Here is a 20,914-nt window from a genome sequence, read left to right as displayed (position 1 = left end):
CGCGAAGGGATACTCCCCTCCTTCTGCTGACGCCAGTGTGCGACGTGTTCCTGCGAATCGTCAACCGTTGAACGTGCTGCTCGTCGGTCGCAACTGAGATCCGGACCTCGGCTGGTTCCCTGAGCCGACGGTTCGAGGAGCCCTTGTCCAGCTCAACCTGGCCGAACAGCCTAAAGATCATCCCGTGAACGGACCGCGACCAGTGAGTCAGAGCTGCACCCGGTGGCTATGGCTGCACCGGGCCGCACGTAGCACCCAGGGAGGACCCCGGGTTGGGCAGTGGACGCCAAGGTCAGGATGGTGCCCCCGGCATGATTCGAACATGCGACACCCGCTTTAGGAGAGCGGCAGCTATATGGATGGCCCACCCAGCGTGAGCTGCTCGGACGCTCTGTACGGCCCACACCATTTACAAGATCATCCCGCGCATGTTCCGTGTTCGGGGAAGCTGGTCGCCACATCGTCCAGTAGCAAGACCCGACGAAGGAGGGCGGCAGCAGCCGATCATCTCGACCTCGTCGGGCACTAGCCATGGTCAGCGATCGTGACGGCCTCAGCTCTGATCATTTGATCCGTGGGGAGCTGTGGCCACCTCCTCGGTGGCCTTCCGCCCTGGTAAAACGGTGGATGCGGGCCGGTGGGATGTGATCGCATAAGGCGGTATTGCTGTACGGCACTGCTACAGCAAAAGGTTGATCTCCAGGACGGTAGCGTTGCCACCATGAGCGCTGAGGATTGGTAGTGTCTTCGCCCTCAACTCCGACTTGGCCAGTACCTCATGGGAACCGTCCAACCTTCTTCCTGGCCGATGGTGCAACAGACATCTTCGTTGACTGGGGCTTCCCTGTGGGGAGCTTCGTCGATCTCCTCCTTATCCAAGGAGTCCCTCGTTCTGGCCTCAGCGCTCATCTGCTGCCACCTCTGAACCAGTGGCTGTCTAAAGGGCTGGGCTACATGCAGGAACATCTATATGCTCACCTCAGCCCCTCGGTGGATGACATACTGCGTGCCAGCCGTCGAGTATCGACAACTGACAGCAAGTCTAAAAATGGCAGATAAGGGCCATTATGCAAAAAGAAGGGTGATGCCTGCTTGAGTGAACTTTATTATGGAGATGCTTTTGATGTCCTAAGTGAGAAAATTTCAGATGAATCGGTAGATCTAGTTTATTTGGATCCGCAAACTAGATTCAATCAAGCGCATAATATATCTCCAGAGGATCGAGGTCGAGATTATATAGATCGTTCCTCAGACAGCCTCTTGGGTGAGTTGATGCCTGAAGCTGACAGCAAGGCTGTATATCGCGCTTCGCTTGTGGACAATGCGCCTGAACCGCTAAAGACATCAATTGAGACGATTCGAGTTATCGCGGGAGAAGGACCAACCTTTTCCTACATCGCCTCCAACGCTGGAATATTTCCGGAGCTGTATCGCACGCTTAAGCCTGCAGGATTTCTTGTTCTGCAATGCAACCCGGCCGTTAGTCACTATTTCAGACTGACCCTAGATGCCGTATTTGGTCAAACTAATTTTCGCAATGAAATAGTTTGGAAATATTTGAAGCGGAGGCCGTCTCAAACCCTCCATGTTCCGCGAAACCATGATGCTATTCTCGTGTATGGAAAGACCGATAAGGCAATATGGAATCGCGATGCTTTGTTTGCTGCTCGCGATATTAACGATTCGAGCTTCGAGTATAAACACAAAGGCTATCGACGAGATGAAGAAGGGCGACTCTATAGACATGTTAGTCTCGTTAACCCAAATCCCAACAGGGAGAATTATTCCTATGAATTTTTAGGCGTGACGCGAGTGTGGCGCTGGGCCAAGGAAAGGATGGAATCTGCGTACAACTCCGGTCTTATTGAGCAGCGGGCTCCTGGATCAGTGCCAGTTCTCAAGCAGTACATCGATGAGTCGCGAGGTGAGGCTATAGATGAGATATGGACAGATATACCTGGGGCCAGTTACAAGGAAGCCCAGCGGCTTGGATATCCGACGCAGAAACCTGCTGAACTGCTGGCACGGATAATCAGCATGACTACTCTTCCTGGCGGCATGGTTCTAGATCCTTATGCCGGGGAAGGAATAACAGTCGATGTTGCGCAGGATCTGAGTAGGCGTTGGATTGGTATCAATAAGACAACTCAAGGAATTGCGCTAATCGATACGCGCCTCCGGCATAAATATGGGGAAGAAGCCAGAGATCATTACAATATCGTGGGACTCCCTCACGACTTGAACTCTGCGCGTGCCTTGCTGGCCAATTCGCCCGCCGAGTTTGAGCGGTGGTGTCTGATGCAGGTCGATGGGCAATTCCATGATTCCCGACATGGAGATAGAGGATTCGACGGCATTATACGTATACCGCTCGACCATAACGGGGTTTCTCAACGCATCCTTGTATCCGTTAAGGCGGGACGCATTAAGAAGACTCACATCGTCGAGCTAGAGCGTGCGGTAAGGAAGCATAGAGCTGCTATGGGAATTATTATCACGATGGATGAGCCGGACTTATCCGCACTTGACGCGATGACAAACTCCGGAGTGTTCAACCACCCCGGAACAGGTGTGACCTATCCCAAGATCCAAATTATTAAGGTCGAGCAGTTGCTTCAAAACCAGCGACCGGAGATGCCCACACCCTTGCTACCTTACTTCCAAGAGATCCCCCGATCACGCGGGAGTGACAGCTAATTATCTGTTTAATCGGAAGTCAGGGCCGTATCAACAGAAATTAGAAGTATAAGGGAGCCGTGGGTGCTCTTCAATAGGGAGATATTCGAACGGCTGGCGGGTCCTTTCAATGATTGGCCTATAGTCCTCTGCCCCGAGTGTGCGGCGATTGCGCTTGAGCCAGATATCAAAGAGTTCGAGAGCTACGCGAGCATATCGGCGCGTGGAATGCTAGATAGCGACCTTAAGGAAGGCTATTTCTATGGTGAGCTAAAGTGTCCGAGGCTGAGTTGTGGGAATCGGTATGTTGTCACAGGGAGCTGGTCCATTGAGTGGGGGCCAGCGTCCATTCAAGGCACCGAAGACGATCCCTATCTGCGAGGATACTTGGTTACACATATTCTTCCACCACTTCCCCTTATGAAACTTCCCGAGGCCGTCCCTCCCCAGCTGCGCGCCATAATAGAATCGGCTTCTGCGACGTTATTCTCTGATACAAGTGCAACAGCAAATCGCATTCGATCTGCTATTGATTGCATGTTGACGCACAAGAAGATCGCCAGATTCTCAAGAAATTCAAGGCGTCCTCTAACGACACATCGACGTATTGAGATATTCGAAGAAAAGAATGCATCGGCCGCTAAGCAATTAATGGCAATGAAATGGATCGGAAATGTCGGCAGTCATGAGGTTGAGCAACTGCCATTTTCTTGGCTTCTTGATGGTATTGAACATTTTTCGCGAGCCATTGAACTGATATACGATCCGCATGAAAAGATGCTCGCGGCAAGGGCGGAAAAAATCAATAAGCGAGGTCGCAGATTGCGACCAACAGAGAAAAATTTGCTTCGGTAGTGGACTGGAATAAAATTCCTAGTTCTACTGGTCGGAGACGTTGGCTTCAGCGCTGCTGCCACCGCTCTGATGGGGCTTGCCGAGGCCGTTTCTTCCTGTAGAAGGCATGCCTTCATGGCGGTGACCGAGTTCGCCGTCGATCGTGCAGGTCCGGCCCTCGAAACGCTTCCGAAGCGCTGTGCTTAGAAGTTCCGTAGGGCCGGCGGCACTGTCACCGGCTCTCTGTAGAAAGCGTGGGAGGCGTACTCAGGTCGGAGGCAGGCGCTGGACCATCTCTATCACGAAGTCTGAGGGCCCCTTCGATTGCCAATAACCACTTCTCGTGTGGTAGCCGGGGCCGACGATCAGATGTAGTGCTGTCTCGGCGCGAGTTAAGGCCACATAGAAGGTGCGGCGTTGTTCCGCGAGTTCCTTTGCCGTGGGGCTACGCCACTTACCTCGGTCAGGGATGCTGTTGCGCGGGATGATGCCGTTGAGTAGTCCGGGCAGGATCACCGTGTCGAATTCCCGACCCTTGGCTGCGTGATAGGTCGTAAGGAGCACCTTGCCGATAACTTGTTCGCCCTGGGCGAGGTCTTGCAGCATGAGATTTTTGGAGCGGCATAGACGGGCGAGGTCGTCAAGACTGGTGACATTGTCCTGATCGGGGTGCGATGTGGCCACCGCATCGAGGGCCAGTATGGCGCGCAACTGCTGCAGCCAGTCGTAGGCGGATGCACTGGCCGGGTAGAGCGGTTGAGGGTCGAGGCAGGTTTGTAGAGCCCGCAGCAAGAATAGTCGCGATGCGGGCGGGGGGAGATGGGCCTCGGTGCGTAGTGTGGTGAGGTCGCGAGCTAATGCGGCGAGCGACGGTGCTTCCGCTCGGTGCAGCATGTCAGAGCGTTCGGTATCGGGTGCGGAGTGAATTTGGTAGTTGGTGACAGCGCGGCTGGCGCAGCGCTGGATGAAGTGGGAGATTGTCCCATCGGGGAGTTTGTCGTCCCGTTCGTGTAGGAAGTCAAGCTGGCGCCGGGTCAGTTCGCTGTGGAGGGCGTCAAGCAGAGGGCCTCGCTGGGGATAGAGGATGGCGATCTGCTCAGGGCTGATCTGCCGGCGTTGTGCCTCTTGGGTTAGGTCACAGGCGAGGCGTGCGTGGTCTTCGAGTCCTCGGTGGACTTGTTCTAGGTGGACAGTGCCGGGGGGCGCGCCGTCGCGTGCGCGACGTCCTCGGGGCGTTCCGAGGGCGGCTTCGGCTGCAGTGATGATGTCTTGGCCGCTGCGATAGTTGACGTCGAGTTCCAGATCGTAAAAGTCGTCCCGAGCGGCTAGGGCTGTCAAATACCTAGCGTCGGCGCCGGTGAATCCGTAAACGGACTGGTCGGTGTCCCCGACGGCGAAGACGGTGATGCCGGCCAGATCATGCAGGGTTGTGACGAGTTCATGGAGGACTCCGCCGAGGTCCTGGTACTCATCCACGATGAGGTGAGGGAAGCGGGCATGCAGTAGGTCTCGGACAGATTCATTCTCGCGAACGATGCGCACAGCTCGCATCACCATGGCTTCAAAGTCGATTTCTTCCCGGACGGTGAGCTGTTCCTCGTAGAGGCGGGCGGCCTGTACTTCCCGCGGGTCGAAGGCGTCCAGGGGTTCGTTGCAGGCGAGAGCGCGGCGGATCCGGGTGTTTTCGTTTGTGCGGTACTGGGCGAGAGTCTCGGCGATGCCGACCTGATCAAAGCAACGTTGCAGGAGCGATTCGACGGCCGTTTTGTTGAGGACTTGGCCCGCTTGAAGTGCTGGTTGGCCAGTGAGGGGGGCGAAGGCGCGCAAGATCTCGTTCAGGCAGAACGAGTGGACGGTAGAGCAAGCGATCCGCCCTTCGGCGCGTACTCCGCTGTGGAGGACGCGGCGGCGGATCTCATCGGCCGCGGCCTTGGCGTAAGTAATGCAAGCCACTCCTCGGAAGGCGGAGATCTGTGTCTGGAGAAGGTAAGCGATGCGAGCCACGAGGGTGCGAGTCTTACCACTGCCAGGCCCGGCTCGCAGAGCGACGTTGCCGAGGTAGAGGACGGCGGCGCGCTGCTTGGGGTGCAGGTGTTCGAGTTCCCTCAGCAGGGTGTCACTGATCTGCATCGGTTACCTGCTGACTGCGGTCAGAAATGCTCGGATAAACGGCGAACAGAGAGGTGCCGCGGGCGGTTCTGGAGATGTCGTCCAGGGCGAGGAAGAGGTAGGAGGCGGTGCCTAGACGACGCAGATCCTGGCGCTCCACCGGAGTATCGTCGCTGGCAATGTGGGCTGCTGCGCGGATGCGGGCGGGTAGATCAGCACGGGCGATGTGCGCGGCGAGCCGCTGCGCGAAACGGCCCTTGCCCAAGTCAGAGATGCGTTTGAGCATGTTTTTGCGAGCTTCGGGGTCGATTGTCACATCCTGTTCATTGGCGACGCCGCGGCGCACCTCATCGATCGCAGTGGTGTTGCTGCTCAGTTCTTGAAACGCTTGGATGATCTCTTCACCGAACAGGGGGCACAGGTCGGCCTCCAAGGTCTGAACACCGACGTAGACACCGATGCTTTCTAGATCCGTGGTGAGGGGAGCGCGGACGGCGTGGTAGTTAGCTGTGCTGGGCTCGGGTAGCTCTGCGATTTGATTCAAGAGGGCTTTGGCGTGCATCTGGTCGGGATGGAGGTTAGCGCCTCGTTTGAGGCCGGCTTCCCGCTGGTTGCGCTTATCCGAGGCGGCGTCGCCGTCGGTGATGACCACATGAGGGGTGTTGAGCCCCTTCGGGCCGAGAAAGGCACAGTAGGGCTTGAAGTCAGTTCCGTGGACGCTGGCGACGACGGCTCCGTAGGGGTCGAGATCGAATCCCGCAGCGGCGGCCAGGGCAGGCAGAATGTATAGCTCAGCCAGTCCTTCGACAAGGATGACGGCAGAAGCAAACAAGATCTCAGCGCGGCTAATGTCGATGTAGCGTTCCAGGTCCGCCGCCTCATCGCTGCTGATGGGAAGGGCCGCGGTGCTGGCTCCGGTAGTGCCGCTCTCGCTGGCGCGCAGCACGATGAAAGAGTGGACTGGGGTGACCGCAGCGATGTGAGGGCTGTGAGTGGTGAGAATGAGGGACTGTCCGGTACGCAACAGGTAGCTGAAGAGGTGCCTTTGGAGACTGACGTGGAGGTGCGCTTCGGGCTCTTCGATAGCTACTAGGGTGGCGACGAACTGCTCGTCCAGGCGCTGCTGGTTGAGGACCTCCAGCAGCAGGCCAAGGTAGATGACATTGGCGCTGCCCAAGCTAGTGTCCGAGATGCCCTTACGGCGGGCCGTGTCGAGGAACAGGCGGATGGCTCGGATCAGTTCATCGGGCTTGGAGGAAGCAAAGCCAAGAGTGGGCTGCACCGCCAGCCGCGGGCCGAACATGTTCCCCAGCCGGTCTGTCAGGTGCCCCTCTAGCTTGGCGACATTGACGTCCTTAGTGAGCTGGTCAACGGCGGTGGCGATCGCCGAAGCAGTAGCCTGTAGGTTGGCCGGGTCCAAGGGCAGCCGTTCGAGAAGATCTCGCAAAGGGCTGCGCCGCCAGTTGTATAGGTCGCCCTCGGCGTCCCGCAGGGCTGGTAGGACGCGCAAGGCCACTTCGCGCCGAATGGTGCGGATGTCGCTGGTCTCGCTGGTACCTGCAAAAGCGATGAAGTCGTAGTCCTGCGCGGTCAGCGGCCGTCCGGTGGGCTGCAGGCTGAGGCCGGCGACGACATCAGCCTCAACGCGCGGAGCAAAACGGTAGGTCAGCCGTGCAGTGTAGGGAGCAAAGTCCACGATGGCCGTGGACAGGACACTCTTGGCGTCGTCATCGGTGTCGAATCCCTGCAGGTCTACCACGACGGTTACTTCGGCCCCGCCCGCTAGGCCAGCTGGGTGCCCTTCCCAGATGTCCTCCTCTCGCAGCATGCGCCGTGAGTCAGGCAGGGAGGGATCGAGTACTAGGCGGATCGCCTCCAGCAGGTTCGACTTGCCGACTCCGTTCTCGCCGACAATCACTGCGTGCCCGGGGAAGTTGTCAATGACCAGATGGTGGAAATTGCGGAAGTTGTGTACCTCAATCCGCGAGATGTGTAGACCCATTTGTCCTCTTTTCGACTCCTGTGTGATGTTCCGTTCCGAACTGGTATTCCAGAACACCGGGTTGATGAGAGAATTTTCCTAATCTTGTAGGCTCTCGCGACTTACTTGACGCCGCACATCTCGTCGGCCTGTGGTTAGTCAGTCGTCATGGTGGGATCAAATGTTACCAATGCAGGCCAAGAGGGCGAACAGAGAGCGACGGTGTGGAAGCGGGTCCCCTTCCTTTTGGCGATACATGACGAGACTTAGTAGTTGCTCTGAGTTCGTCGATGCAGCTTAGGTCAGGAATCTCTGATCAGGACGTCGAGATCAGCCGCAGCGTCACGTATCGCCTGGCATAACCGACGTATGCCTACATATGCCTCGGCAGCAATCGGTCCTGAGTGATTGCGCTGGCGCTCGATGTGTCGCTCTAGTTCGGCGAGCTGGCGGCGAAGCTGGGCGTAGATGTCGTCGATCACGTGTTGTTGGACTCTCTGCATGGAAGCCCCTCCTCCTCTGGTCACAAGAGACCTTAATGACTACCCTATGCAATTACAAAGCTACGGGAGGTGATCGCATGGGGTTTATGTTCCTGCCTAACCCGCTGTTCTTCGGAGGCTGAGGACGACGGCGCCTTCGAGCAAGACCGCTCGGGGGCGCTGTCTCTGCACCCGGTCGTCGCGGGCTTCAGCAGGTGAAGGCGTGGCAAGTCGGTAGCCGAAAGGGTTCAACGGTTCAGCAAGCATGCAGCAGGGACCGATGAAGACAAGCCGGGCAGTCCAAACCGTACAAACGACGTCGCTAACGCTGAGTCTGGAATTCTGATACCACACCACCGACGGTTAGGGCATATGGGAATATCAATGCCGGTTTGCCTGAAATTGTGTATAGTTATTGAATTTTCATGAACATGGACATATAGCATACTGTCGACTTGTGGACAGGAGAAATTATCATGACCGACTGCACGCCGAACTGGCAGATCGCGACAGAGAGCTCTTCGGCCCGAGATTTACGCCTGAATATCGCTATCGCCCTGGCCGCCCAAGTCGACTCAGCTCGGCATCTTCCGTTGCTGCAACAGCCCTTGCTAAATTGGCATGAAGGCGACGCGATAGCGCATCTTCTAGACGAACTGGCTGCGGTCTTAAGTGATGAGCCTATCGCTGAACTCGCCTGCGAACTTGCCGAGCAGCTTCGCATCCGGCTTGGTCCGATGCCTGGATACGATCCAAAAAAAATGCTGGATGCCGTTCTGGTGAACGTAGAGCGGCGACTCAACCTGGACGCACCCTCAGATGCCTCCTGAAACTGAGGATCACCGTTCCGCAAGGAGCGCCTCCATCACCTGAAGCACATCCGCGACACGGTACTTTGCTTCGTATTCTTAGAGAGGCTTAGTGGCTGGGCTTCCGGGGGTTGGAAATCCAGGCCGACCTTAGCGATGAAGCCGGTGACGAGGGCGAGGCAGCACTGCATCTGTTTGAACCGGTTCTTCGGCAGGGCGATCAGCTACTGATCTTAAAAGTGTGGTGTTGAGGATAGCTGACGGGTGGTGATCCCTGAGGCGCGCCGTCGTCATGCGATACGCGCAGGGTAGCGGGCTGACCGCCGAGCGCCGGGCCTTTCATGAACGGTTGCGCCTTGAGGCGGCCGGGTGGTTCGTGGCCGGGCAGGACAACGCGGTCATCGCCCGCGATCTGCGGGTGAGTATCTGCTCGGTACAGTGATGGCGTAAAGCCTGGTCACAGGGCGGTGTTCAGGCGCTGGGCTCCAAGGGCCCGGCCGCGCTGCCGCTGCTGAGCGATGAGCTTTTCGCGGTGCTGGAGACCGAACTGGACAAAGGAACGGTGGCGCACGGCTGGCCGGACCAGACCTGGACCCTGGCCCGGATCAAGACGTTGATCCGCCGGCGGTTCCACAAGAGCTAAACCACCCAAGGGGTGGCCGTTTTGCTCAAGCGGCACGGCTGGCCGGCTCAGATACCGGCACACCGGGCGGTCGAGCGCGATGAGGCCGTGGTGGCCGGATGGGTGAAGGAGATCTGGTCACAGGTGGAACAACCGCGGCGGCGCTCGGGGCATAGATCGTCTTCGGAGACGAGGCCGGGTTCTCGATGACGCCGCCGGGTCACCCGGACTTGGGCCCGGTACGGATCCACCCCGATCGTGCGCGTGCGCGGCCGATCCCGGCGCCGATTATCGGTGGCCGCCCTGCTGTGCTGTAAATCCGGCCGGCCACCCTGCCTGATCTACCGGCCGTGCGCAACGCTCACCCCGACGGCCGCAAAAGCTTCGCCTGGACCGACTACCGCAACCTGATCCAGGTCGCCCACCAGCTCGGCGGCCCGATCGTCTTGGTGTGGGACAACCTCAACGCCCACCTGACCGCCGGGATACGCCGCTACATCACCGAACGCGACTGGCTCACCGTCTACCAGCTCCCCACCTACGTCCCCGACCTCAACCCCGTGGAAGGCATCTGGTCGATACTGCGCCGCACCACCATGGCCAACCGCGCCTTCACCGACCCCAACGACCTGATCACCATCGTCCGCCAAGGCCTACACCGACTCCAATACCGCCACGACGTCCTCGACGGCTGCCTCCTCGGCACTGGACTTGTCCCCGCCCGACTCCGACGACACCACGCCTTTAACCTCGACAACTACCTCCGCGAAGAGGCCTGTACGGGGCGGATGGCAGAAAGGTACTCGGGGATCACGTTGGCGGCATCCCCGCAGACGATACGCAGTTTCTGCCTGAGGAACAGCGCATCATGATCGGAGATCTCCAGAAGGGGACGACGAAGTCGAAGGGACCATGCGCTGCTCCGCTTATCCGGAAAAGCAGCAAGCTGAGGGACAAGTGGCGACAGCTCAACGCCGGCAAGATAGGGTGCAAGCGCTTCGATCTTGATCTCGCAGCCTCGTGTGAAGCTGCGACCTGCGATGGTAATGGGCTCATCGTAAGGGACGACGTCCTCGGTTACCTTCGCGAGGCCGATGACCCGCGTGCGGTCCCGCGTGGGGTTGTGCCAGCAGCCGCGGGTAGTGAGGATGAGCAGCTCATCACCCACCTTGAGCTTGGCCACTTCGCTCCGGCTTCTCGGAGGGAAAGCCATCCGAGACTCGCGTAGCACCCAGGCCACGGCCTCACGTTCACCCAGAATCAGCAGGTACGAGCTCACGACAGTCACCGTATCGAATAACTGATCTAGCGAGCGTTCGACAGGGACGAACCGCGTTGCTTTGGCAGGCTGGGTCGCACAGCACGCTGTGTGTTCGCGGCTTCTACGTTAAGCGTGACATGCCAATACAGCCCCGGGCTACCTCGATGTACAACAGACGACCGCATCCCAGCCGAGGAGGGATAGTCGGTGCTCCCTGTTGCCGACATAGCCCTTGGAAGCTGTGGGCAGTGGCATGACTCCCGGCTAGAGCGGCTGATGGGATCCCAAATATAGGACATAACGGACATTTCATGGCTTGGCCGTCACAAGATGGTAGCCCCGTCTGCATCAGGGGCGAATCGTGTGGTGAGCTACACCTCAGCACTTGCTCACCTGGCAGTGGAGACTTTGCCTCACAAGGCCGCCGGGCTGTGGAAACGGATGCCTCGCCGCAGACTTTGCCATAACCTGATCCATAGTTAGCTCAAAGTTGATCATGAGTGTTCATGTTGGATGCGGCACCTGTTCGTCGGCTCAGTCATCCGCTCGTAAGCCCACTAGCGGATGACTGAGTACGGTTTAATAGAACCCAAAATGATCAACTATCCCATAACCCAACAGTGAAAGCCTCAATCTGTGACTGAAGCCCCCTCTCCAACCAACCCTGCGCCCAAGGTTGTGGGCAACAAACCAGGATCGAACGTCCTTGATGATGCGCTTGCCCGGGTCCGCGCACTGGATCCCGCGCTAGCCGTCACGCTCGCCCGCGAAGTAGATGCGATACGCGAAGGCCGGAAGTTCGGACTAGTTTTCGAGAAGCATCTTCCCGAGTCGGTGAGGCTTCCGGAGCATCCGGTAAAGCGCGGTGTGAAGGTAGTGCGCCGTGACTCGGTTCATGGCGGGCAAGAACAAACTTGGCGTGTCCTCAAGGTCGTCAGTGCAGGGATTGAGCGCTTGGCCTACCTGGCCGATGTAGAGGAACCCGTTCCAGTTGCCGACCTAGTCGTCGTGCGGGATTTCGGTGAGCCAGTTTATCCCGGTCTGAAGCCGATTCATCGGATCGAGCGCGGACAGCCTAACGTCCCATGCCATGTCGTCATCAATGGCGAAAATTATCATGCGCTACAAGCGCTAAAGATGACCCACCGCAAGGCAATAGATCTCATCTATATTGACCCGCCGTACAATACCGGGAATCAGAGTTGGATTTACAGTGATAGATATATCGCGGACCAGGATGTTTTCAAGCATTCCAAGTGGCTCTCGTTTATGGAGCGACGTCTGACGTTCGCACGAGACCTCCTTAAGGATACAGGGATTATCCTCGTAGCGATTGGCGACGAAGAACACCATCGTCTCCGAATGTTGATGGATCAGGTCTTCGGCCCTCAGAATTTCATTGCAAATATCGTCTGGCAAGGCAGCGGCAAGAACGACGCTCGCTACACCGCTGGCGGGGTGGACTATATGTTGGCGTACGCAAGGGATGAGTCGACGCTCGCCGAAAATGAAGTCCGTTGGCGAGTCGTCAAGCCAGGCATTGACCTAGCGTTGGAAACCGCTAAGAAGGCATGGGAAGAGTCGGGACACGACCCCAGCGAGGCAACCAAGATCTACCGTGCGGCTCTGCGCCCACTTCGGAATGTCCTCGGGCCAGCCGTATTCCGTTATGACCAGATTGATGATCAAGGTCGCGTCTTTCAGGCAGGAGATCTTAGTAGTCCAAGTCCGCGCGAAAATCTGAGATATGACCTCCACCATCCGAAGACGGGTAAGCCTGTCCGCATGCCTGCAAATGGTTGGCGATTGGATCCTGATGCAATGGAGGAACGCCTCAAAGATAATCGCATTTTGTTTGGTCCGGATGAAACAACTACGCCACGGATAAAGCGGCTACTTGTGGATCAGGCTGTTCAAGTTCCCTATGCAACGTTTACGACACCTCGCATGCCGGGCTCGAAGCGGCTGGAAGCTATACTCGGCGATAAACGCTTTCCGTTCCCCAAAGATCACGAAGTCTTGATGCGGTGGTTTTCTGCGATAGCTCCGTCTGACGCAGTAATCCTCGACTTCTTTGGAGGCTCGGGCTCGACGACCGAGGCTGTGGCGCGCCTCAATGCTGAAGATGGCGGGACTCGCCAGTCAATTCTGGTCACAAACAACGAAGTAGGGGCCAAGGATTCCAAGGCGCTCCGCGCGGCCGGGTGTAGCCCTGGGGATCCCGAATGGGAGGCGAGAGGAGTATGTAGGTATGTCACTCAGCCTCGCATTACTACTGTCGTTACCGGAACCCGTCCTGATGGCTCCATCTACTCGAATGGCTTGAGCGCCACCGTCGAATTCTTTGACCTCACCTACCTAGATCCTGACCGTGTCTCTCGCGCCCGTGATTTCGAGGCGATCGCACCGCTGCTCTGGATGCAGGCCGGAGCGATAGGGAGGTGTATATCTAAGGAGCCGTCCGAGGGGTGGGCGCTTTCGGACCGGTACGCGGTTCTCGTTGATGTCGACGCGAGCGAGTCCTTTGTCGCTGCGATGTCCGCGCTCCAGAAGCCGCCCCCGCTGGTGTTCGTAGTAACCGACTCCCCTTCTGACTTCGAGGATGTCACAGGGCGGCTGCCCCGAGGGATCCGCACATACCGACTCTATGAGTCGTACTTGAGGAACTTTGAAATAAACGTGGAGGCGGCCCAGTGAGCTTCACTCTCACTCCCTACCAGTCTAATGCCGTGACATTGTGCGTCGAGGAAGTACGTGACGCTCAGCGTGTGTTCATAGAGCGTGCCAAGAAGACCGCTGTTGGGCTCTCGGCTCCGACGGGCGCGGGAAAGACTGTTATTGCAACCTCCGTCTTGGAGCGGCTCATCTTCGGTGATGAAACCACCGAGGGGAACCCTGGCCTGGCAATCTTATGGGTCACCGACGACCCAGCTCTGAACCGTCAAACACTTGACAAGATGTTATTGGCCTCTGCCCAGTTAACCGATGGCGATTTGGTCGAGATTGATACGGCGTTTGACCAGAAGCGACTTGACCGTGGCCGTATCCACTTCGCGCACATCCATCTGTTCGGTAAGGGCACCACCTCGATGCAGCCTTCAAACAGCCGTGAGAATGGGCTATGGGAGATCGTTGCGAACACCGTCGAGGCGTATGGCTCGAACTTCCTTCTTGTCATCGATGAGGCCCATAAGGGCGTTGAGGCGAAGAGGGACGCAGCCACGATCATCGAACGGATAAGCCATGGCGGCACAGCCGACCACTTCACGGGACGACCGCATCCGGCAGCGCCGGTAATCTTCGGGATCACCGCCACGCCGGAGCGCTTCAAGAGAGCGATGGACCGGGCCGGCCGGTCGTTGGAGATGATCGAGGTACCGGTCTCGGAAGTCCGTGAATCGGGTCTATTGAAGGACAGAATCATCGTCCGCCACCCAGGCGAAAGCCAGGCCGCCGAGTCGACGCTTTTGGCGCAATCAGTCGTCACCCTGAAGGAGTTCGACGAGAGATGGCGGGCTTACACGGAATTGACCGGGGCGCCCTTGGTCGAACCCCTCCTGGTGATCCAAGTCCGTCCGGGTACCTCGGACGCTGAACTCGGTTCATATCTATCTTCTCTGGAGTCGGAATGGTTGCTATTGAAGGGGGACGCTATTGCGCACTCTTTCGAGTCCCACGCCACTCTGACACTGCCAGGTGACCGAGAGGTCCGCTATATCGCCCCGGACCGGATCGCGGCTGACAGCCGGGTTCGTGTGGTCCTATTTAAGAGCGCTCTGACGACCGGGTGGGACTGCCCACGTGCCGAGGTGATGCTCTCGTTACGTGTTGCCAAGGACTACACGAATATTGCGCAGCTGATCGGCCGTATGGTCCGCACACCGCTTGCGGAGCGTATTGAAACCGACGAATCTCTGAACTCGGTAACGCTCTACCTTCCTCATTACTCGAAGAGTGAAGTCGCTAAGGTCGTCCAGGCACTCGGTGAGGATACGGGCGGTGACATCGAAATCGCCGTAGAGCCAGTCGATTGCGTGAAGAACACGGCCATTCCGTCGGAGTGCTTCGCTCTTCTTGGAGCTTTGCCGTCGGTCGCCCGAGCCAAGAAACCATGGCGCTCGCAGACTGACCGGCTCCTCGGCCTCGCTCGGCTTCTCCGCGGCCACAACCTAGTAGCTAACGCCAGCGCACAGGCACAGGCCCGCCTTGTCGGAGCAATCAAAACCGAGGTTGCTGTGCGCGCTGCGGAGATTCAGGAACTTGTCAACGACGTGATGGAGCTTGACATCTCCGAAACTGTCTGGGACAACCGACGCGGTCAGTTCGTGGAGAGCGATAACCAGCAGTCGATCTCAACCAAGGTCCAGGACATCGACACGCAATTCAACGCTGCGGTTCGTGCGCTGCCCGATGCCACTGCGAAGTGGTATTGGAATACCCTCTGCGACGAGATGGATGATCCGTACGAGGCGAAAGCACATGTAGCTGCTCTAGTGAAAACAAAAGAGATGGCGATAGCCTTCAAGAAGGCCGTCGAGGCAGCCGCCGCTGACCAGAGCGAGGCCTGGCGAGTTCAATACGCCAATCAGGTTTCCATGTTGGGTAAACAAGCTCGTCTTGACTTCGAGGGAGCATGGAACCCGAGGGTCGGAACTCTAGCTGTCGACATCGAAATCCCCGCAAGCGTCTCAGCCCCATCAGAGACGATCACGGGAAGCGGGGAGCACGCGGTTACCTCGCCAGTTCCGGTGTACGACAAGCACTTGTATGTCGCGCCGTCGGACCATCGTGTCGTTCCGGAAGGGAAGTATCCTTTCAAGCCCGGCTCTGCGTGGGAGATTGACGTGCTTGAGAAGGAGATCGGGTACGCGACACTGGTCGGGTGGTACCGGAATCCGGCCAGGTCGAAGCATGGCTTGGGAGTTCCTTACCCCGACGGTGAAGGATGGGCACTGATGTACCCAGACTTCCTCTTCTTCCATGAAGTTGACGGTGCGATCGTGGTCGATGTGGTCGATCCGCACGGTCACCAGGGGTGGGACACCGGCCCGAAGTGGGCTGCTCTTAGCCGGTGGGCTCGGGCGCACCATGACAAGGTACGGCGAGTTGTTGCAGTCATCAAGGTATCCGATGAGTTGAAGGCCCTCGATCTAACCACCGACATAATCACTGAACGGCTTGATGAGTGCACAACAAAGGCCAGCATCGAAGCCGTATTCGCTGAATTCGGTGGAGACTACTGACACCGATGACGTTGGGCTCACTGTTGAGGAGCTGCAATCCTATGAGGATCGGAGTCGGTAAGTGACACCTGAGTCATTCGGTGGCAAGCCGACCCGTAGCGCAGGGCCGCTAGGCCCGAGACATCCGATGGGCGGGGCGTGTCAACCCGGTCCGGAGTGACCGCCGGCGCGAGCGGCGGGTCGTGGGCATGACAGTGGGCGCGCCGGCGGTTGCTCCGGCGCGCGGGGGTCTGGGGGCTGCGAAGCCCCCAGCGGCAACAGGGCTCAGCCCGGCCGGCTTACGCTGCGGCGGGCTGCTCGGTCGATGCGGGGAACGCCGCTTGTTCCCGGTAGGTCTGGCGGGTGGTCAGGCAGTGAAACAGGCACCCGAGGAAGCGGTTGTAGAGGTTGCGCAGGGCGGCGGCGTGGCGCTCGCCCTGGTCTTTGCGCCGGTCGTAGTGGCCTCGCGCTCCAGGTGAGGCGGTCAGAGCGGCGAATGCCCACACATACCCGACCGCGGCCAGGCGCTGGTTCTTGACCCGACGGTGCATCACGGCGCGGCTGCGTCCGCTGGCTCGGGTGACCGGGGCCGCGCCCGCATATGCCTTGAGCGCTCGGGCGTCGGCGAAGCGGGTGCGGTCGTCGCCGATCTCACCGAGCAGTCGGGCGCCGGTCAGGTCACCCAGGCCGGGGAAGCTGGTGATGATCGCGTGGTCGGGGTGGGCGCGGAACGCGGCGATGGCGGCCTCTTCCAGAGCCGCGGCCGAGGTGCAAGCGGCGTCCAGCACCGCCAGCAGCGCCAGCACTTGGTGGCCGTAGGCCTCTTCGACGGGGCCGGGTTGGCGCAGGTGCTCGACGCGCAGCCCGGTGTGGATCTTCTCGGTCCAGGACTGCAGGTGATAGATCCGGCCGCTGCGCTTGAGGGCGGCGCGGATCTGCGGCCGGCTCAGCCGGGCGGCTGCGGCGGGGGTCGGGGCGATGGCCAGGATCGCGCGGGCCTCACGGCAGCTGACTCCGCCCTCCTGGGCGGCGAACAGCTCCAGGAAGGCGGGGTAGTACTCACGCAGCACCGAGCGCAGCTCGTTGCCGGTGCGGTGCACTCGCCAGACGGCATCCTGCTGGGCGCGGGCCAGTACCGTGACCGCTTGGGCCTGGTGGGTGTCGGCCGGCAGCGGCCGGTGCATGGCCATGTCGGTGCGCAGGATGTTGGCCAGCACGATGGCGTCCTGGCGGTCGGACTTCTTGCGGGAGATCGCGTGCCGTTCCCGGTAGCGGGAGGCGCTGAAGGGGTTGATGGCGAACACCGGGCGGCCGCAGGCGCGCAGGCACGCCACCAGCAGGCCACGAGGTGTTTCGATTGCGACCGGGATCGGGGCCTCCGGGCCGTCGCCGGCCTCGGCGAGCATGTTCAGGAGTTCCTGGTAGCCCTGCACGGTCTCGGTGATCCGCCGTTGGGCGATCACGGTTCCGCTCTCGTCCACCAACGCCACGTCGTGATGGCGCTCGGCCCAGTCGATTCCGCAGAAGACGCGCACTGTTCACCTCCGCTGCTCCGGTTGCTCCTCTGCCCGTGGCGGGGTCGTGCGGCGCCCTAATGACAAGGCTCTGCGGCCTACCATCCGATGAGCCGTCGGTGACCCCGGTGACCCGTGCAGGCCCCGGTCTTGCTCAGAGCTGGCCGCTCACCAACGTGTGAAAGGGGTTCCTCCTGCGCGGGTGGGCTCACGCCACGGTCTATCAGGTGCGGCACGTCCCCGTCCGGCCGAGTCGGCAACGGCACCAGTCTCGGGCGAAAGATCTCGGAGATCTTGCAACGGAAGTAGGCATCCGCTCCGCTCTGCCAGATCGGGGACGTGCCCGCGACCGTCATTAGCAACGGAAGCGGCGCGGCAGCCTTGCGGAGAGACCGCTTCGACCACCTGAAGGCTTGTCCTGCTCAAGAGGTTCACCCGATGAATCTGGCGCGTGGGCGGCGCCGGGCGCGACCGGCCGAAGAGCCGCAGCGCGGCCGGCGACCGCGCACGCGCGGCGGGCCGCGGAGCGGACCGCCCTTGAAAGCGAACAGATAAGTTACGTTCGATCTTGAATGAAGAACTGTCAGGTCCTTTGAACTGCTGTTTCGGTGCTGGACCAGACGCGTTCGAAGCTGTCGAGGTAGGTCGTCGCGGCGTTGCCGCTCTCGATTCTGGCCAGGTAGATGACCGGGGCTTCGGAGGCTCGGGTGCCGTAGGCGTGGAGGTTGACCAACAGGCTGTCGTCGGCTCGATAGATCGAGTTGTACAGCACCGTGCGGTGGAGACGGATCTCGATGCCCTCGACGTCCTGGAGGGGCCGGTAGAGGGCCAGGGTGTTGCGGACGCGGGCGGCCATGACGTCGCCGCCGATGCCCTCCTCGACGCCCCGGGCGGCAACGTCCGGGCTGTCGGGGTCGCCCAGGAGGATGCGGACCCGCACCCCTGCCCGTGCTCGTTGGGTCAGGATGCGCAGGAGGCCGGCGTCTTCGGCGAGGAACAGGCCGCTGTAGACGAGGATGCCGATCTCTTCCTCCGCGGCCTCGAAGAAGGTGCGCCAGACATCGGCCGGGACAGCCCAGCGATGAGGGTAGATCGCCTTGATCTCGTCGGGGACGCGCCGGCCGCGGGTGGCGTCGGGCCACAGGTCCCTCTCCTCGGCTCCGAGGAGATCGGCGACCGCGAGGCGGTGACGGGGGTGAGGGATGCGGCCACTGATCCAGCGGGCGACGGTCTTGGGGTCGACCGCCAGGCGGGCGGCGATGTCGACGGGCTGCAGTCGCGCCCGAATAAGGGCGTGCCGGAGGTTTTCGTTCATAACAGGGACGCACCTTCCACAGCAGGAGGGCCGGTGCCTGCGACGTTAACATAAGACGTCCCTAGACGTCCCTAACTTGCGGTCCACGAGTCCCTCTCCGGCGACGAAGCTCATCGGCATGTGACCCCACCTGATCCGGGGTCTTCGCCCTCCACCATCCGATGGGAGCCGAAACAGTCATGGGCACCGTGAAAGAAAGCCAGCACGCCTACCAGGTGGAGCTGCTCACCGCACTCCGCAACGAGCTGATCAACCGGGAGATCATCGCGGTCCTGATCACCGACAGCAAGAACCGGCCGTGCCTGGACGTCACCGACAGCGCCTTCCGCACCCGCCGCGTCTACGCCCACCTGGCGTTCCAGTGGTACTACTGGGGCGCCGAGCACGACGAGCGCGTCTCGTGCCTGAAGCTGTTCCCCGCGGCCGACCGGATCGCTGAGGCGGCACGGGCCGGCTGGCGCGACGGCGAGCAGGAAGAGCTCGGCCTGGACCTCAGCCAGATCCGCCAGGCCTACCGCTCCTGAACCCGGCCTTCGATGTCGGTTGCTGAGAGCAGGTGGCTGACCGGCGGGCGGGTCTACCACCAGCTCGCCGATCGGCTCCGCGCGCAGATCACCGCGGGGACCTACCCGCCGGGCAGCACCCTGCCCTCAGAAACGGCCCTCGCCGACCGGTTCCGCATCGCCCGCTCCACGGCCCGGCGCGGCCTGGCGGTCCTGGAAGACGAGGGCCTCATCATCACCCTGCCCGGCAAGGGCCGCGTCGTCAGATGCGATGACCCGGACCGGCAGGCGGCCTACCGCTACCAGGCGATCGCCCGCGGCCTACGCGAGCAGATCCGCACTGGAGCGCTGCCCTCCGGGGCCCTGCTGCCCAGCGAGCACGCGCTGTGCCGCCGGCACCGGGCCTCGCGCAACACCGTCCGCCACGCCCTGGCCGAGCTGGAGCGCGAAGGGTTGATCACCACCGCGCACGGAAAAGGCCGGTTCGTCCGGCCTGCCCCCGATTGAGACGTCTGAGGACGTCCCGGCGCCGACCCTGGAAGCCTCCCCGGGGCCGGCGTCTATCGTGAGCCGCATGGGACATGCTGAATGGGCACGCGACCTGGCCGAAACCCTCCTGTGCAAACCGCTGCCGCGCCGCTGGGCGCACACTCAAGGAGTGGCCGCGCGTGCTGAGTCCCTGGCGCCGATCCTCGGCGAGGAAGCCGACCTGCTGACCGCCGCGGCCTGGCTGCACGACATCGGCTACGCGCCCGATCTCGTCGACACCGGCTTTCATCCGCTCGACGGTGCCCGGTACCTGCGCGATGTCCACCAGGCCGACGCCCGGCTCTGCCGCCTGGTCGCTCATCACTCCTGCGCGGTTTACGAGGCGACCGAGCGGGGACTCCTCGACGCCCTCAACGCCGAGTTCGGCCTTGAGCGCCCTGAGCTGGTGACGGCGTTGACCTATGCCGACATGACCACCAGCCCGGACGGTCTTCCCTTGGACGTCGCCGACCGGCTGGCGGAGATCCACTCCCGCTACGGCCCCGAGCATCTCGTCAGCCGGTCGATCAGCAATGCGACCCCGTGCATCACCTCGGCCGTACGCGCGGTTCAGGAGGCTCTAGCCGATGTACGGCGCCGCCCGGCCGTCGAGGAAGTGACCGATCCGCAGGCGCATTGACCGGTCCATCGACAGCGCGCCGACTTCTTCACGGGGCACCCACCGCACCTCGCGGGACTCATCGCTCGGCGTCGGCTCACCGGCGACCGGCCGGCCGTGCAGCACGATGGAGAACTCCTGGCGGGCCTCGCCATTGGAGGTGTAGAGGATGACGTGCTTGGGGTCGGTGTAGGTGCCGACCAGGCCGGTGATCTCACATGTGATGCCGGTCTCTTCCAGCGTCTCGCGGATCGCGGCCTCGGGCAGGGACTCGCCCAGGTCGATCGCGCCGCCGGGGACGGCCCAGTTGCCGTTGTCGGATCGGCGGATCATGAGGATCTCGCCGGCGTCGTTGGTGACCACGACGTTGACCGACGGGACCAGGCTGTTGGGCTTGGGTGCGTCGGGGTCGTCGTAGAAGTCGATGCGGCGGGCCATG

At 60.6% G+C, this 20,914-nt stretch carries 17 protein-coding genes; 11 read left to right on the top strand and 6 right to left on the bottom strand.

Annotated elements, in window-relative coordinates:
- The first annotated feature begins 1,092 nt into the window (after positions 1-1,092).
- Together HDA43_RS25400 and HDA43_RS36495 are read left to right on the top strand one after the other, a co-directional pair.
- On the top strand, positions 1,093-2,697 hold the full coding sequence (locus tag HDA43_RS25400; protein ID WP_179825783.1) for a DNA methyltransferase: 1,605 nt from the start codon (positions 1,093-1,095) through the stop codon (positions 2,695-2,697).
- 63 nt (positions 2,698-2,760) lie between these two features.
- The gene (locus HDA43_RS36495; RefSeq protein ID WP_179825781.1) at positions 2,761-3,531 is read left to right on the top strand and encodes a DUF4145 domain-containing protein; all 771 of its coding nucleotides are present in this window, start codon (positions 2,761-2,763) and stop codon (positions 3,529-3,531) included.
- A 246-nt stretch (positions 3,532-3,777) separates the two neighbouring features.
- Here HDA43_RS36495 and HDA43_RS25390 read toward each other — a convergent pair whose 3' ends face one another.
- The 3 genes from HDA43_RS25390 to HDA43_RS25380 form a co-directional block, all read right to left on the bottom strand.
- Positions 3,778-5,640: an ATP-dependent helicase gene (locus HDA43_RS25390; RefSeq protein WP_179825780.1), complete on the bottom strand. Its 1,863-nt coding sequence runs from the start codon at positions 5,638-5,640 to the stop codon at positions 3,778-3,780.
- Positions 5,627-7,678, bottom strand: coding sequence for an ATP-dependent nuclease (locus HDA43_RS25385; RefSeq protein WP_179825777.1), 2,052 nt, complete (start codon positions 7,676-7,678; stop codon positions 5,627-5,629). The genes HDA43_RS25390 and HDA43_RS25385 overlap by 14 nt, the downstream gene beginning before the upstream one ends.
- 224 nt (positions 7,679-7,902) lie before the next feature.
- A complete protein-coding gene (locus tag HDA43_RS25380; RefSeq protein WP_179825775.1) occupies positions 7,903-8,082 on the bottom strand; it encodes a hypothetical protein in 180 nt (59 codons plus the stop codon).
- A gap of 476 nt (positions 8,083-8,558) precedes the next feature.
- Here HDA43_RS25380 and HDA43_RS25375 point away from each other — a divergent pair, with 476 nt between their 5' ends.
- The 6 genes from HDA43_RS25375 to HDA43_RS25355 all read left to right on the top strand — a co-directional run bounded on the left by HDA43_RS25375 (position 8,559) and on the right by HDA43_RS25355 (position 16,017).
- Complete coding sequence (locus HDA43_RS25375) at positions 8,559-8,912, top strand: hypothetical protein (protein WP_179825773.1); 354 nt, start codon at positions 8,559-8,561, stop codon at positions 8,910-8,912.
- Between the two features lie 271 nt (positions 8,913-9,183).
- Positions 9,184-9,333, top strand: coding sequence for a hypothetical protein (locus tag HDA43_RS34485; protein WP_218912409.1), 150 nt, complete (start codon positions 9,184-9,186; stop codon positions 9,331-9,333).
- Between the two features lie 213 nt (positions 9,334-9,546).
- Complete coding sequence (locus HDA43_RS36775) at positions 9,547-9,723, top strand: winged helix-turn-helix domain-containing protein (protein ID WP_218912408.1); 177 nt, start codon at positions 9,547-9,549, stop codon at positions 9,721-9,723.
- Positions 9,724-9,863: 140 nt separating this feature from the next.
- Complete coding sequence (locus HDA43_RS25365) at positions 9,864-10,385, top strand: transposase (RefSeq protein WP_218912407.1); 522 nt, start codon at positions 9,864-9,866, stop codon at positions 10,383-10,385.
- 1,025 nt (positions 10,386-11,410) lie between these two features.
- Entirely contained in the window at positions 11,411-13,471 is a 2,061-nt protein-coding gene (locus HDA43_RS25360) for a site-specific DNA-methyltransferase (RefSeq protein ID WP_218912406.1), read from the top strand.
- Complete coding sequence (locus HDA43_RS25355; RefSeq protein WP_179825771.1) at positions 13,468-16,017, top strand: DEAD/DEAH box helicase; 2,550 nt, start codon at positions 13,468-13,470, stop codon at positions 16,015-16,017. Before HDA43_RS25360 ends, HDA43_RS25355 begins: the two co-directional genes overlap by 4 nt.
- A 278-nt stretch (positions 16,018-16,295) precedes the next feature.
- Here the strand turns inward: HDA43_RS25355 and HDA43_RS25350 are convergent, their stop codons facing one another.
- Entirely contained in the window at positions 16,296-17,531 is a 1,236-nt protein-coding gene (locus HDA43_RS25350) for an IS110 family RNA-guided transposase (RefSeq protein ID WP_179825769.1), read from the bottom strand.
- 562 nt (positions 17,532-18,093) lie between these two features.
- The gene (locus tag HDA43_RS25345) at positions 18,094-18,825 is read right to left on the bottom strand and encodes a phospholipase D-like domain-containing protein (protein ID WP_179825768.1); all 732 of its coding nucleotides are present in this window, start codon (positions 18,823-18,825) and stop codon (positions 18,094-18,096) included.
- Between the two features lie 179 nt (positions 18,826-19,004).
- On the opposite strand from HDA43_RS25345, the gene HDA43_RS25340 reads away from it, so the two are divergent.
- The 3 genes from HDA43_RS25340 (at position 19,005) to HDA43_RS25330 (ending at position 20,496) form a co-directional block, all read left to right on the top strand.
- Positions 19,005-19,349, top strand: a complete 345-nt coding sequence (locus HDA43_RS25340) for a hypothetical protein (protein ID WP_179825766.1) — start codon at positions 19,005-19,007, stop codon at positions 19,347-19,349.
- A gap of 12 nt (positions 19,350-19,361) precedes the next feature.
- Positions 19,362-19,835, top strand: a complete 474-nt coding sequence (locus HDA43_RS25335) for a GntR family transcriptional regulator (protein ID WP_179825764.1) — start codon at positions 19,362-19,364, stop codon at positions 19,833-19,835.
- A 67-nt stretch (positions 19,836-19,902) separates the two neighbouring features.
- Entirely contained in the window at positions 19,903-20,496 is a 594-nt protein-coding gene (locus tag HDA43_RS25330; RefSeq protein WP_179825761.1) for an HD domain-containing protein, read from the top strand.
- On the opposite strand, the gene HDA43_RS25325 is transcribed toward HDA43_RS25330, so the two are convergent.
- Positions 20,437-20,913 carry an NUDIX hydrolase gene (locus tag HDA43_RS25325; RefSeq protein ID WP_179825759.1) on the bottom strand — a complete coding sequence of 159 codons (477 nt, stop codon included), beginning with the start codon at positions 20,911-20,913 and terminating at the stop codon, positions 20,437-20,439. The two genes, HDA43_RS25330 and HDA43_RS25325, sit on opposite strands and share 60 nt — an antisense overlap.
- Between the last annotated feature and the right edge of the window lies 1 nt (position 20,914).

Source organism: Streptosporangium sandarakinum (genome assembly GCF_013409935.1).
Taxonomy (GTDB): domain Bacteria; phylum Actinomycetota; class Actinomycetes; order Streptosporangiales; family Streptosporangiaceae; genus Streptosporangium; species Streptosporangium nondiastaticum.
The sequence above is the reverse complement of the archived record's forward strand: the minus strand, read 5'-3'. Positions and strand labels throughout refer to the sequence as shown.